Here is a 12,599-nt window from a genome sequence, read left to right on the forward strand (position 1 = left end):
TCGACCTGCGCGGAGGGCCGCCGCTGTAGCAGCGGCTGGCGCTGCTCGGCGCTTGGGTGCTGCTGGTCGGCTGGCTCGCCTCGCTCCATGTCGTCTGGCGGGACGAAGCGCGCGCTTATGCCTTCGCCACGGGCGGAGCCGACGTCGCGGAGATGTGGCGGGCCTTGCGCGGCGAAGGGCATCCTCCGCTCTGGTACCTGATCCTGCGCGGTGGCCATGCGCTGTTTGGCGTGCGCTAGGTGCTGAGCGGGGCTGGCCTTTTGATCGGTTTCCTCGCTGCGGCCCTGTTCGCCATCCGCGCGCCGTTCCGCATCGGGGTGCTGTTCGTCACCCTGTTCAGCGCCTTCTTCGTGCTCGATTATACGGTGATCGCCCGCAATTACGGTGTGAGGCGCTTCTGATGTTCGTGATCGCGGCCTGGTGGGAGCGGATCAAGGACAGCCTGTGGTTTCGGCTCCTGTTGTTCCTGCTGTGCAACACCAACGTCCCGGCCGTGATCCTCGCCGGCGCGCTGTTCCTGTTTCGCGCGCTGGAGGTGCTCGGCAGACGCGACAAGGCGCGGCCCGGCGAATGGGGCCGGCTCCTCGCCAACGCCGTTCTCGCACTCGGCGGCGCGCTGGCGGCGTTCCTGACGGTCTATCCACCGTTCAACGACGCCGCGGTCGGGCTCGACAAGCGCCCGCTTTCCGCCTGGAACATGATCCGCGCGATCTTCCACCAGAAGACCTTTGTCCGCGATCTCGGTATTCCGTGGCCGGCGCAGACCATCAGCATGATCCTGATCACCGGCAGCCTGCTCGTCTTCGCCCGCCACAAGCGCGCACTGGCGGTGGCGGTGTTCGCCTTCCTGGCACTGAAGTTCTTCTTTTTCTTCATCTACATGGCTTACCTTCGCCACGTCGCTCTGTTTCTCGTGTTCCTGCTCGCGCTGGCGTGGATCGTGCGGACGGAATGCGGAGAAGAATTTCTGCCGCTAGGCCACTGGCGAGCAAGGGCAGTGCCGATCGGCAAGTGGATGCTGATAATCCTGCTCGGCGTGCAGGTCGTCACACTGATCCGAAAGCCGATCGTCGACGCGCTTCAGGGCGTGCCCTACAGCCGCTCGGCCGAACTGGCCGCGCTGATGGCGCGGCCGGAGTTTCGCGGCTCCGCGCTGATCCTCGATCCCGACATGGTCGGCGAAGCGGTGGTCTACTATCGCGGCGTCGAGCCCTTGTGGCTGCTGCGCCAAACCCGCTTCGGCGTGTGGGCACCGTTCAGCAAGGCGGGGCGCGATCGGCTCACCCTTGACGACATCCTTGCCGATGCACGGCTGCTCAACCGGCGCACCGGTCGACCGGTTGTGATCGCCTTGCAGCGTCGGATCGGCAAAGACGGCGACTTCCAGATGATGTTCCAGAACCGCACGGAGATCACGCCCGAAGGCCGCCAACGCTTCCTCGCCGCGACGCGACCGGTCGCCAGCTTGCGACCGGCGCAGACCGACGAGGAATATGACGTCTACGTCTTTCCGCGCTGATCAGCCGCCAAGCGCACTCATCTCTGCCCGGATGCGAATGGTCAGCACGATGGCGTTCAGGACCGAGAAGACGAGCGCGACCTGCCACAGGCCGAACACCAGCGGCAGCACCGCAATCTCGCCGATGACCACCAGATAATTCGGGTGGCGGACGAAGCGGAACGGGCCGCCGGTCACCAGCGGGGCGTTCGGCAGCACGATGATGCGTGTGGTCCAGCGCGGGCCCAGCGTCCGTAATACCCACAGCCGCCCGGCCTGGAGCAGCATGAAGAGCGCAAAAAGCCACCAGTGAATGTCGCGTCCGGGCGCAAGCCAGAACAAGGTGGCGAGCCAGCCGGCGTGCACCGCGACGATCAGCGGGTAATGGCCGGGCGCATGCTCATAGGCACCGGCCGCGAGCAGGCGTGCGGTATTCGCCCGCGCGATCTTGAGCTCCGACAGCCGCTGAAAGAGCACAAAGAAGAGAATGGCGTAGACCGGCCAATGATGCTCGCTCATTTCCGCTCCAGCGTAAGCGCCGCGCAGGTGAAGCCCGGGCCGAAGGCCGTCATCAGCGTTCGCCTTGGCAGACCGCGCTCGATTAGCTGCTCGGCAACGAACAACACCGTCGGCGCGCTCATATTGCCGTGGTCGCGCAGCACGTCGCGCTCAAGGTCGAGGGTGCCCGGCGGAAGCTCCAGCGCTTCCTCGATCGCGGTGATGACCTTAGCCCCACCGGGATGCGAGCAGAGGCGGTCGATGTCGCTTCTGGCAAGGCCAATGTCGCCGAGGATACCGTCGATCGCACCGGCCAGTTCGGCAGTGACGAAGGGCGGAATGGCGCGGTCGAACACCACGGCAAGGCCCGGGTCTTCGACCCTCCAGCCCATGATTCCGAGCGTGTCGGGCCATTGCCGCTCGCCCGCCGCGGCGATGGTGGCTGGACCCATGCCTTCGGTCGAGACCACCGCTGCCGCCGCCCCGTCACCGAACAGGGCAGTCGCGACCAGCGCGGCGGGATCATCGGTGTCGAGCCGGATCGAGATCGAGCAGGTCTCGACGCAGACGAACAGCCAGCGGGTGCCGGGTTCGGCCGCGGCAAGGCGAGCAGCGGTGGCAAGTCCGCTGACCCCGCCCGCGCAGCCGAGGCCGAACACGGGCACGCGCCGGACGTCGCTTCGGAAACCAAGGCGTGGGGCCACGCGCGCCTCAAGGCTGGGGGTGGCGATGCCGGTGGTCGAGACGAAGACAATTCCGTCAATGTCGCTCGGCTGAAGCCCGGCCTTCGCCAGTGCACCCAATGCCGCATCCTCGAACAATTGCTCGGATGCGCGCAGATACAGGTCATTGCGCGACTGCCAGCGGTGGTCGCCGACATACCAATCGATCGGCGCAACAATGTTGCGCCCTTCGATCCCGGCATTGTCGAAGACGCCCGACAGACGATCGTAGAGCGCCTTGCGGCCGGAAAAAAGCTCGCGGCCGATGTCCTTGGCTTGCACTTGGCTGATGCGATGCGGTGGAACGGCGGTGGCGAGGCTGAGTAAGGAGACGGGCTGCACTAAGGGAGGTGCTTCCTATTTATAGCCCCAGCAGTAGGGGTTGAAGTATTGTAACTCGCCGAGGAGGATTAAGGATGCGATTTGGAACGCTTCAGGGCGTGATGGCCTTTGGTCTAGCACTCTCGTCGTGCGGGACTGCCGCGGTGCCCGCCGAGGATCAGCCGGCGAGCGGCAGCAAAACGCCTTTCAAGGTGACCCCGGTTGCAAGCTTTGAGACGCCTTGGGCGATGACCTTTCTTCCCGGCGGCAGCGAGGCGCTGGTCAGCGAAAAGGATGGGCGGCTGTGGGTGGTCAATGCAGCCACCGGCGCCAAGACCGCGGTCTCGGGCGTGCCGACGGCAAAGGTGGCGGGTCAGGGCGGCCTTGGCGACGTAGTGGTCGGCCCCCAGAACCGCATCTATCTCAGCTACGTCGAAGGCGGCGACGGCGGCACCAGCGGCGCGGTGGTTGGCTATGGCCGGCTGGTGAAGGCCGGCAACGCCTATGCGCTCCAAGGCTTTAAGCCGGTGTGGCGGCAGGCGCCCAAGGTCAGCGGCAACGGGCACTTCTCGCATCGCATCGCCTTTGGGCCCGACGGCGCGATGTATGTGACGTCGGGCGACCGGCAAAAATTCCAGCCGGCGCAGGAGACCACCGGCAACCTTGGGAAGGTGCTTCGCCTGACGCCTGAAGGGCAGCCGTTCCCGGACAATCCTTGGGCAGCCAAGGGCGGCGTTCAGGCGCAATTCTATTCGATGGGCCACCGCAATCTTCTCGGCATCGCCTTCGCACCAGATGGCCGTCTGTGGGAGCACGAAATGGGCCCGCAGGGCGGGGATGAGGTGAACCTCATCGTGCCGGGCAAGAACTACGGCTGGCCGGTGGTGTCGAACGGCTCCAACTATGGCGGCGGCGACATCCCGGATCACGTAACCCGCCCTGAGTTCGAAGCACCCAAGGTGTGGTGGAACCCCAGCATCTCGCCGGCCGGGCTGATCGTCTATTCGGGCAATCTCTTTCCGCAGTGGAAGGGCGACATCCTGATGGGCGCCCTGTCGGGGGAATCGCTGATCCGTATCGACGTCAACGGCGACAAGGCTGCCAAGGCCGAGCGCTGGCCCATGGCCCGCATCCGCGAAGTGGAGCAGGGGCCGGGGGGCGAGGTTTATCTTCTCGAAGACAGCGGCCGGCTGCTGCGCCTGACCCCGGCCTGAGGACATGAAAAAAGGGGCGGCCCCGCAAGGAGCCGCCCCTTTTTGTTCACGAAAGCGCGCTTAGGCGTTCTTGGTGCGCTTGGTGCGCAGGCTGTTCAGCAGCGCCAGACCGAAGATGCCGGCAGCGGTGTAGCTGGCAGCCTTGTTGTTGTTCACGAAGTCGCGAACCTGGCCGAGGCCCTTGCGCAGTTCGCCCGACAGTTGGTCGGCAGTGCCGTCCTGCTGCAGCTTGGCGTCGCCGGTAACCTCGCCGAGGCCCCGCTTGAAGTCGCCCTTGGTGCGCGTGCCTTCGCCAGCGATCGTGTCGATGTTCATTGATGTTCTCCGATGTTCAGGTTCGCGCTGCTCAACGCACAAGAGGCGCGGGAGTGCCGTTCGTGTTTGCAGGGGCCGCCGCTTCTGCCAAAGACCCGGGCGTGACCTTCCGGCCCTCGCACTCGCTGCTCGCCTTTCTCCTTGGCCTCCTTTCGGCGCTCGCCTTTGCCCCGCTGGGGATGTGGCCGCTGATGCCGCTTGCCTTTGCCGCGCTCGCCTTGCTGATCGCGCGCAGCGGGAGCGTGGGCCGGGCGCTGTGGACCGGCTGGCTGTTCGGGGCCGGGCAGTTCGTGCTTGGCCTCAACTGGATCGCGACCGCCTTTACCTATCAGGCGGCGATGCCTCCCTGGCTCGGCTGGGTAGCGGTGGTGCTGCTGAGCTTCTACCTCGCGGTCTATCCCGCCCTGGCGACCGGCCTTGCCTGGCGCTTTGGACAGCGTTCGCCGACCGCCTTGGTACTGGCGCTGGCAGGCGGGTGGGCGCTGACCGAGTGGCTCCGCGCGACCATGTTCACGGGGTTCGCCTGGAACGCGGTCGGGGTCACGCTGGTGGACACGTGGTGGCGCCTCAGCTCGGCGGTGATCGGGACCTACGGCCTCTCGATGCTGGTGGTACTGCTTGGCGGCGCGCTGTTCATGGCGGTCTCCAAGGCGCGTCGAGGCGCCGCCATCCTTGCCGGGCTGCTCATCGCCATGGCAGCAGCAGGAGGCCTGCAGACCGCGGTGCCGCATGTCGCGGCAGCGAAGAAGGTCCGCGTGATCCAACCCAACATCGGCCAGGAAGACAAGTGGCGCGATGGGCTGGAAGAAGAAGCTTTCCAGCGGCTCTCCCGCCTCTCCGCCCTGCCTGCCGGCGCGCCGCCAACCTTGCTGCTGTGGCCGGAAGTGGCGGTGCCTGTGGCCTTCCAGCTCGAAGGCCCGCCGCCCGCACGCCTGACCACGCCGCTGCCGCCGGCACGCCGGGCCGGCAAGCTGCTGCGGCCAGGGTCCGACCTCCTCGTCACCGGCGCCTTCGCGCTCGTCATCGACCGGCAAGCCGACCTTGTCGGAAGTACCAACAGTGTCATGCCGATCGCCGCCGATGGGCGGATCCTCGGCCGCTACGACAAGGCGCATCTGGTCCCTTATGGCGAATATCTCCCGATGCGGCCGCTCCTCTCGTCGATCGGCCTGAGCCAGCTTGCGCCCGGTGAGGGCGACACGCTTGAAGGCCCTGGTCCGCGTAACCTGGTGCTGCCGGGCTGGGGCGTCATGGGCGTGCAGGTCTGCTATGAGATCATCTTCTCGGGGCAGGTGATCGATCCTGCGCACCGCCCCGATTTCCTGTTCAATCCATCCAACGACGCCTGGTTCGGCGCCTGGGGCCCGCCGCAACATCTCGCGCAGGCGCGGCTTCGCGCGGCCGAAGAAGCGATGCCAGTGATCCGCTCGACCCCGACCGGGATCAGCGCGGTGGTCGATGCACGCGGCAATCTCATCGCTACCCTGCCGTGGCGCACCGCGGGCGCGATCGATGCCGACTTGCCACCGCAAGGTGCGCCGACCCTCTTCTCGCGGCTCGGCAATGTCCTTCCGCTGGGACTTGCTTTCCTGCTCCTGGCTTTGGCGGTTGGCATGGACTTGCGGGGCCGCTACAGACGGAACATATAAAGTTATCTTTATATCCTTATATCCGCTCCCAGACGCACCGGAGTCCCATGCGCCAATCCTATCTTTTCACCTCCGAATCCGTGTCCGAAGGTCACCCCGACAAGGTCGCCGACCAGATTAGCGACGCCATCGTCGACCTGTTCCTCAGCAAGGATCCGGAAGCACGCGTCGCCTGCGAAACGCTGACCACCACCAATCTGGTGGTCCTCGCCGGTGAAATCCGCGGCCAGGGCATCATGGACGAGGCTGGCAACTGGGCGCCCGGTGTCGAGGACGAGATTGAGCAGACCGTTCGCGAGACGGTGAAGAAGATCGGCTACGAGCAGGAAGGCTTCCACTGGGAGCAGCTCCGCTTCGAAAACAACCTCCACCCGCAATCGGCGCATATTGCGCAGGGCGTCGACGCCAGCGGCAACAAGGACGAAGGCGCAGGCGACCAGGGCATCATGTTCGGCTTCGCCTGCGACGAGACGCCCGACCTAATGCCGGCGACCCTCGATTACAGCCACAAGATCCTCGAGAAGCTCGCCGCCGACCGCCACTCGGGCGCAGCGGCCTTCCTCGAGCCGGACGCCAAGAGCCAGGTCACCCTGCGGTTCGAGAATGGCAAGCCGGTCGCCGCGACCGCCATCGTTGTCTCGACCCAGCATAAGAAGGGCTATGACGAGGGCGCTAACGAAGCCGAGCTCAAAGACTACGTCCGCCAGGCGATCGCGTCGGTGATCCCGGCCGATCTGCTCAGCGACGAGACGGTCTACCACATCAATCCGACCGGCAGCTTCGAGATCGGCGGTCCGGACGGCGACTCGGGCCTGACCGGGCGCAAGATCATCGTCGACACCTATGGCGGCGCGGCACCGCATGGCGGCGGCGCTTTCTCGGGCAAGGACCCGACCAAGGTCGACCGCTCGGCCGCTTACGTATCGCGCTATCTCGCGAAGAACATCGTCGCGGCCGGTCTGGCCACGCGCTGCACGATCCAGCTCAGCTACGCCATCGGCGTGTCGGAGCCGCTGTCGCTATACGTCGACACGCACGGCACCGGCAGCGTCGGCGACGACAAGCTGGAGCAGGCGATCGGCAAGATCGAGCGGCTTGGCCGCTTGACCCCGCGCGGCATTCGCACCGCGCTCGGTCTCAACAAGCCGATCTATTCCAAGACGGCGGCCTACGGCCACTTTGGTCGTAAGGCCGAGGGTGATCTGTTCCCGTGGGAGAAGACCGACCTCGGTGACGAGCTGAAGTCGCTGGTCGCCTGATCAGCTACCCCCGGCTTCGGCCGGGGGTTTCTCGCGCTCAGCGCCGGTCGCGGCTGAGTTTTTCGTCCAGCGCCGGCCCTCGGGGAATGCCGAGGCCGCCTTCGGCATGACCATCGTCATAGCCGCTATACTGGTCGCGCGTTTCCTGCACCCCGACCCGGTGGCGATAGACAAGCTCACCGCCGAGCCAGCCGGAATAAGCGAGGATGGCAACACTGGCGAGGCTGAGCCAGATGCCGAGGCTGCCGATCTGGTCGCTGCTGCTGGTCAGGCGCACGACCAGGTTCACCGCCTCCAACGTCACCACCACGATGTTGGCGATCATGTGCCGGGTGGCAGCACCGATCTTCTTCACCCGGTCGTCGCCCAGGTAATCGGCCATTCCGGTCGCCGCCGCCAGCAGGGCGGTGACCAGCCCGACGCCGAGCAGCCAATTGCTGGCAGTCGCCCAGCCGCCTTCGCGGGTGGTCAGCCACATGACGTCGGTCACCAGCGCGCCGATGAAGCTGACGATGGGGAATGGGATCAGGAGCGGGTGGATGGGGTGGCCGGCGATCTGCGCCGTGCTGCGGGGATTGTTGCCGTACATCGCGCGTCCTTCTTGCCTCACCTGTTGTGGCCTGAACGCGGAGCAGTAAAGGCAGGTCCATGACTGCGTTCAAATCGGGTGACCCGACCACCCTTAATCGTCTTTATGGCCGCTCGAGCGGACACAAGCTCAGGCAAGGCCAGCAGGAGCTGATCGACCGCCTGCTGCCCGAGATCAGCGTACCGGCCGAGGGCGAGATCAGCTCGCAGACCCTGTTCGGCGACGATCGTCCGCTGCACTTCGAGATCGGCTTCGGCTCGGGCGAGCATCTTGCCTATCGCGCCGACCTGCTACCCGACCACGGCTTCGTCGGCTGCGAGCCGTTCCTGAACGGGGTTGCGACGGCGCTTGGCCATGTTCGCGACGGGCCGCTGCGCAACGTCCGCCTGCACATGAACGATGCGCTGGAAGTGCTGCGCCGCGTGCCGGACGGCAGCCTGCTGATGCTTTATCTGCTGCACCCTGATCCCTGGCCGAAAGCGCGGCACGCCAAGCGGCGGATGGTGAACGATGGGCCGGTCGACCTCTTCGCGGCCAAGCTCAAGCCCGGCGGCGAGCTGCGCATCGCGACCGATCACCCCATCTATCTCGAATGGACGCTCAGCGTGATGCAGCGTCATACCGACGCGTTCGAGTGGCTGGCCGAAAAGCCATCGGACTTCCTCGACCCACCCTCGGGATGGATCGAAACCCGCTACGGCGCCAAGAGCCGGCGCGAGGGACGTAGGCCTTACTACCTGCGCTACAGGCGCCTTTAAGCGTCAGCCAGCTCCGCGCCTTCGGGAGCGTGGAGGCGCAGGCGGATCATCTTGCGTTCGTCGGCTTCCACCGCTTCCAACCGCCAGCCGCTCGGATGCGCGATGCTTTCCCCGGGCTCGAGGATGCGTCCGGCAAGCAGGAAGGCAAGGCCGCCCAGCGTGTCGACTTCGTCATCCTCGGCGATCAGGCGCGCGTCGACCGCCTGGGCCAGCTCATCGAGCTCGATCCGCGCGTCGGCTTCCCACAAACCGTCGTCGAGCCGCGCCAGCAGCGGCTGCTGCTCCTCGTCATGCTCGTCGTCGATGTCGCCGACGATCTCCTCCACCACGTCCTCGATAGTGACAAGGCCCTCGGTCCCGCCGAACTCGTCGATCACCACCGCCAGGTGGACCCGCTCCGCCCGCATGCGTGCAAGGAGGTCGAGCACGCCCATGCTCTCGGGCACGTAGAGCGGGAGTCGCATGATCTCCTCGACGCTCTTGCGCTCGGTGGCGTCGAAGTAGGCGTTGAAGACGTCCTTGATGTGAACCATGCCGACGATCTCGTCGAGGCTTTCGCCGGTGATCGGCAGGCGGCTGTGGCCGGCCTCGGCGAAGATCTTGGCAAGCTCTTCCATGCTGCTGCCGTGCTTGGCCGAGATGATCTCGCCGCGGGTCACGCAGATGTCGCCGGCGGTGCGGTCGCCGAAGTGCAGCAGGTTCTTGAGCATCTGCCGCTCGAGCGGGCTCAGATCCCCCTGCTTGGGGCTGTCGTCCTCGGCATCGTCGATCGCTTCTTCGATCTGGTCGCGAAGCGTGGTTTCGCTGTCTTCCCCGAACATCAGGCTGCGAAGCCCGCGCCACAAGCGCGAACCATTGTCAGGCTGGGTGGCCATCAGGCGGCCACCTCGTAAGGATTGGCAAGGCCGAGGCGGGCAAGGGCGCGGATTTCGCGGGCTTCCATGTCTTCGGCGGTCTCGTCGTCCATGTGGTCGTAACCAAGCAGGTGAAGGGTGCCGTGCACCAAGAGGTGAGCGGCATGGTCCGGCAGGGGCAGGGCTTTCTCCTCGGCCTCGCGCGCGCAGGTCTCACGCGCCAGCACGATGTCGCCGAGCATCAGCTCGGGTCCAGGCGTGGCAGCACCGTCCAGCTCGTCGGGTTCTGCTTGCGGGAAGGAGAGGACGTTGGTCGGCTTGTCTTTGCCGCGCCATTCGGCGTTGAGACTGCGCACTTCCTCGTCGCTGGTCAGCACGACCGACAATTCAACCGGCCGCACGGCCTGGACGAGCGCTGGGAAGGCGCTTTCGGCGATGGCTGCCCGGGCCGCGGCTTCGGCAAGCCGCGCCCAGTTGGTGCTACTGTCCCATTCCTCGTCGGCATCGATACTGATGTCGAGGCTCACCGGCCGGGGCCCTCATAGGCTTCGACGATGCGGCCGACGAGCGGATGGCGGACGACGTCGGCAGCGCTGAAGCGCACCGTCGCCAATCGCGGAATGCCCTCGAGCTTGTCGACAGCGTCGGCAAGGCCGCTTTCGACCCCACGCGGAAGATCGGTCTGGTTGGGATCGCCGCAGATCACCATCCGGCTGCGCATGCCGAAGCGGGTCAGGAACATCTTCATCTGCTGCGGCGTGGTGTTCTGCGCTTCGTCGAGGATGATGAAGGCGTCGCTCAGCGTGCGCCCGCGCATGAAGGCGATTGGCGCGATCTCGATCTCGCCCGACGCGATCCGCCGCTCGACCTGCTCGGTCGGGAGCATGTCGTAAAGAGCGTCGTAGAGGGGACGGAGATAGGGGTCGACCTTTTCCTTCATGTCGCCGGGCAGGAAGCCGAGGCGCTCGCCCGCTTCCACCGCCGGACGCGACAGGATCAAGCGGTCGACCTGACCGCCGATCAGCATTGACACCGCTTGGGCCACCGCGAGATAGGTCTTGCCGGTGCCCGCCGGCCCCAGCGCGAAGATCATGTCGTCGCGAGCCAGTGCCTCCATATAGGTGGTCTGGATGGTTGAGCGCGGAACGATGGTCTTCTTGCGGGTGCGGATCATCACCCGGTTGGGATTGGCGGCTGGCGCGTCGGCATCGGGCATGATCCCGTCGAGTTGGCGCTGGGCGCCCATGCCGATGACGCTTTCGACCACCGCCAGATCGACGTCCTGGCCCGCATCAAGGCGACTGTAGAGATCGACCAGCACTTCGCGCGCCTTGGCGGCGCTATCGGGTTCGCCCTCGATCTGCACGCGGGTCCCGCGCGCAGCGATGTTGACGCCGAGCCGGTCCTCGATGGCGACCAGGTGGCGGTCATAGTCTCCAAACAGAGGCCCGAGCAGGTAGGGCTGCTCGAACTCGATCTCGAGGCGGGCGCGGGTGGGATCGTCCACCGCACGAAGGTCGGGGCGCTTGGGCATCTAGCGGCGTGAAGCCATGAAGTGCGTCATCATTCCCGAATGTAGTGCATCGTTCGGCAGAGTCACGCGGCCTGTTTGCTCCCGGGCGCGATCAATTCACCGGCAAGGCTGTTGGGCAGCGCGGCGGTGAGCCGAACGTCGATCATGTCGCCGATCCCCGCGTCTGTATCGACGAAGATGGACTGGAGCCACGGCGACTTGCCGATCATCTGCCCGGGCTTGCGACCGACGCGGTCGATCAGGATGCGAGTTTCGGTGCCTACCTTGGAGGCGTTGAAGGCGCGGCTCTGCTCCATGACGAGTGCCTGCAAGCGCTGCAGCCGCTCGTCCTTAACCCTTTCCGGCACCTGATCATTCATTGTCGCGGCCGGCGTGCCCGGGCGCGGGCTGTACTTAAAGGTGAAAGCCGACGCGTAGCCGACCTGCGCGACGATCCGGAGGGTCGCGGCGAAATCCTCTTCGGTTTCGCCGGGGAAGCCGACGATGAAGTCGCCGGATAGGGCGATGGCCGGGTTGGCGGCGCGGACCTTGGAGATGGCGGCGAGATAATCGTCGGCCGTGTGGTGGCGGTTCATCGCTTTCAGGATGCGGTCACTGCCGGCCTGCACCGGAAGGTGCAGGTAGGGCATCAGCTCGGGGACCTCGGCATGGGCGGCGATGAGGTCGTCACCCATGTTGATCGGATGCGAGGTGGTGTAGCGGATCCGCTCCAGCCCCTGCAGCGGCGCAAGGCGGCGGATCAGGCTTGCCAGCGTCTCGCCGCCATCTTCCCACGCATTGACGTTCTGCCCGAGCAAGGTGAGCTCGCGCGTGCCGCCTTCGACCAATCGCGCCGCTTCGTCGAGGAGATCGCCAATCGGCCGGCTCACCTCGGCGCCGCGGGTGTAGGGCACCACGCAATAGGTGCAGAACTTGTCGCACCCTTCCTGGACCGAGAGGAAGGCCGACACGCCAGCCCGGCGACGGCGGGGCAGGGCAGCGAACTTGTCGAGCGGCGGGAGGTCGGTATCGACCGGACGCCCGCCTGCCTCGACCTCGCGCAGCAGCTGGGGCAAGCGATGGTAGGCTTGCGGGCCGACCACGACGTCGATCGCCTTGGACCGGCGCTTCGCCTCGGCGCCCTCGGCCTGCGCGACGCAGCCGGCGAGCGCGATCACCGGCCGGGTACCGTCTTCGCGGCGCAGGCGGCCGACTTCGCTATAGGCCTTTTCCGCCGCCTTGTCGCGGATGTGGCAGGTGTTGAGCACCACGATGTCAGCGTCGGCCCCGCTTTCGGCGGGGGTCATGCCCTCGGCGCCGAGCAGCTCGGCCATCCGCTCGCCGTCATAGACGTTCATCTGACAACCGAAGGACTTGATGGCGAAGGTACGAGGCGCGGTCATGGCGCC

15 protein-coding genes are annotated in these 12,599 nt (G+C 66.1%); 7 read left to right on the top strand and 8 right to left on the bottom strand.

Annotation, left to right across the window (positions count from 1 at the left end):
• Window positions 1–56 precede the first annotated feature (56 nt).
• The 3 genes from ACP69Z_RS08035 to ACP69Z_RS08045 are packed head-to-tail and all read left to right on the top strand — an operon-like array spanning window position 57 to window position 1,519.
• On the top strand, window positions 57–239 hold the full coding sequence (locus ACP69Z_RS08035) for a hypothetical protein (RefSeq protein ID WP_426266984.1): 183 nt from the start codon (window positions 57–59) through the stop codon (window positions 237–239).
• Window positions 240–260: 21 nt separating this feature from the next.
• Window positions 261–401 carry a hypothetical protein gene (locus tag ACP69Z_RS08040; protein WP_426266985.1) on the top strand — a complete coding sequence of 47 codons (141 nt, stop codon included), beginning with the start codon at window positions 261–263 and terminating at the stop codon, window positions 399–401.
• Window positions 401–1,519 (top strand): hypothetical protein, encoded by a 1,119-nt coding sequence (locus ACP69Z_RS08045; RefSeq protein ID WP_426266986.1) that lies wholly within the window; start codon window positions 401–403, stop codon window positions 1,517–1,519. Before ACP69Z_RS08040 ends, ACP69Z_RS08045 begins: the two co-directional genes overlap by 1 nt.
• Here ACP69Z_RS08045 and ACP69Z_RS08050 read toward each other — a convergent pair whose 3' ends face one another.
• Both ACP69Z_RS08050 and ACP69Z_RS08055 read right to left on the bottom strand, forming a co-directional pair.
• On the bottom strand, window positions 1,520–2,017 hold the full coding sequence (locus ACP69Z_RS08050) for an isoprenylcysteine carboxyl methyltransferase family protein (protein ID WP_426266987.1): 498 nt from the start codon (window positions 2,015–2,017) through the stop codon (window positions 1,520–1,522).
• Window positions 2,014–3,000 carry a type III polyketide synthase gene (locus tag ACP69Z_RS08055; RefSeq protein ID WP_426266988.1) on the bottom strand — a complete coding sequence of 329 codons (987 nt, stop codon included), beginning with the start codon at window positions 2,998–3,000 and terminating at the stop codon, window positions 2,014–2,016. The genes ACP69Z_RS08050 and ACP69Z_RS08055 overlap by 4 nt, the downstream gene beginning before the upstream one ends.
• A gap of 134 nt (window positions 3,001–3,134) precedes the next feature.
• Between ACP69Z_RS08055 and ACP69Z_RS08060 the strand changes: the two genes are divergently transcribed.
• Window positions 3,135–4,253 carry a PQQ-dependent sugar dehydrogenase gene (locus tag ACP69Z_RS08060; protein WP_426266989.1) on the top strand — a complete coding sequence of 373 codons (1,119 nt, stop codon included), beginning with the start codon at window positions 3,135–3,137 and terminating at the stop codon, window positions 4,251–4,253.
• A 60-nt stretch (window positions 4,254–4,313) separates the two neighbouring features.
• On the opposite strand, the gene ACP69Z_RS08065 is transcribed toward ACP69Z_RS08060, so the two are convergent.
• Complete coding sequence (locus ACP69Z_RS08065) at window positions 4,314–4,568, bottom strand: CsbD family protein (protein ID WP_426266990.1); 255 nt, start codon at window positions 4,566–4,568, stop codon at window positions 4,314–4,316.
• 101 nt (window positions 4,569–4,669) lie between these two features.
• Between ACP69Z_RS08065 and lnt the strand changes: the two genes are divergently transcribed.
• Window positions 4,670–6,217 carry an apolipoprotein N-acyltransferase gene (lnt, locus tag ACP69Z_RS08070; RefSeq protein ID WP_426266991.1) on the top strand — a complete coding sequence of 516 codons (1,548 nt, stop codon included), beginning with the start codon at window positions 4,670–4,672 and terminating at the stop codon, window positions 6,215–6,217.
• 47 nt (window positions 6,218–6,264) lie between these two features.
• Window positions 6,265–7,476, top strand: a complete 1,212-nt coding sequence (gene metK / locus ACP69Z_RS08075; RefSeq protein ID WP_426266992.1) for a methionine adenosyltransferase — start codon at window positions 6,265–6,267, stop codon at window positions 7,474–7,476.
• A gap of 37 nt (window positions 7,477–7,513) precedes the next feature.
• Here metK and ACP69Z_RS08080 read toward each other — a convergent pair whose 3' ends face one another.
• On the bottom strand, window positions 7,514–8,086 hold the full coding sequence (locus tag ACP69Z_RS08080) for a DUF2231 domain-containing protein (RefSeq protein ID WP_426266993.1): 573 nt from the start codon (window positions 8,084–8,086) through the stop codon (window positions 7,514–7,516).
• A gap of 38 nt (window positions 8,087–8,124) precedes the next feature.
• On the opposite strand from ACP69Z_RS08080, the gene trmB reads away from it, so the two are divergent.
• Window positions 8,125–8,823 (top strand): tRNA (guanine(46)-N(7))-methyltransferase TrmB, encoded by a 699-nt coding sequence (gene trmB / locus ACP69Z_RS08085; protein ID WP_426266994.1) that lies wholly within the window; start codon window positions 8,125–8,127, stop codon window positions 8,821–8,823.
• On the opposite strand, the gene ACP69Z_RS08090 is transcribed toward trmB, so the two are convergent.
• The 4 genes from ACP69Z_RS08090 to miaB all read right to left on the bottom strand — a co-directional run bounded on the left by ACP69Z_RS08090 (window position 8,820) and on the right by miaB (window position 12,593).
• Window positions 8,820–9,698 carry a hemolysin family protein gene (locus tag ACP69Z_RS08090; RefSeq protein ID WP_426266995.1) on the bottom strand — a complete coding sequence of 293 codons (879 nt, stop codon included), beginning with the start codon at window positions 9,696–9,698 and terminating at the stop codon, window positions 8,820–8,822. The genes trmB and ACP69Z_RS08090 overlap by 4 nt on opposite strands.
• Window positions 9,698–10,204: an rRNA maturation RNase YbeY gene (gene ybeY / locus ACP69Z_RS08095; RefSeq protein WP_426266996.1), complete on the bottom strand. Its 507-nt coding sequence runs from the start codon at window positions 10,202–10,204 to the stop codon at window positions 9,698–9,700. The genes ACP69Z_RS08090 and ybeY overlap by 1 nt, the downstream gene beginning before the upstream one ends.
• Window positions 10,201–11,211, bottom strand: a complete 1,011-nt coding sequence (locus ACP69Z_RS08100) for a PhoH family protein (protein WP_426266997.1) — start codon at window positions 11,209–11,211, stop codon at window positions 10,201–10,203. The genes ybeY and ACP69Z_RS08100 overlap by 4 nt, the downstream gene beginning before the upstream one ends.
• A gap of 62 nt (window positions 11,212–11,273) precedes the next feature.
• Window positions 11,274–12,593, bottom strand: coding sequence for a tRNA (N6-isopentenyl adenosine(37)-C2)-methylthiotransferase MiaB (gene miaB / locus ACP69Z_RS08105; protein WP_426266998.1), 1,320 nt, complete (start codon window positions 12,591–12,593; stop codon window positions 11,274–11,276).
• Window positions 12,594–12,599: the final 6 nt, after the last annotated feature.

The organism is Sphingomonas sp. LHG3443-2 (assembly GCF_049896405.1).
In the GTDB taxonomy this organism is placed as follows: domain Bacteria; phylum Pseudomonadota; class Alphaproteobacteria; order Sphingomonadales; family Sphingomonadaceae; genus Sphingomicrobium.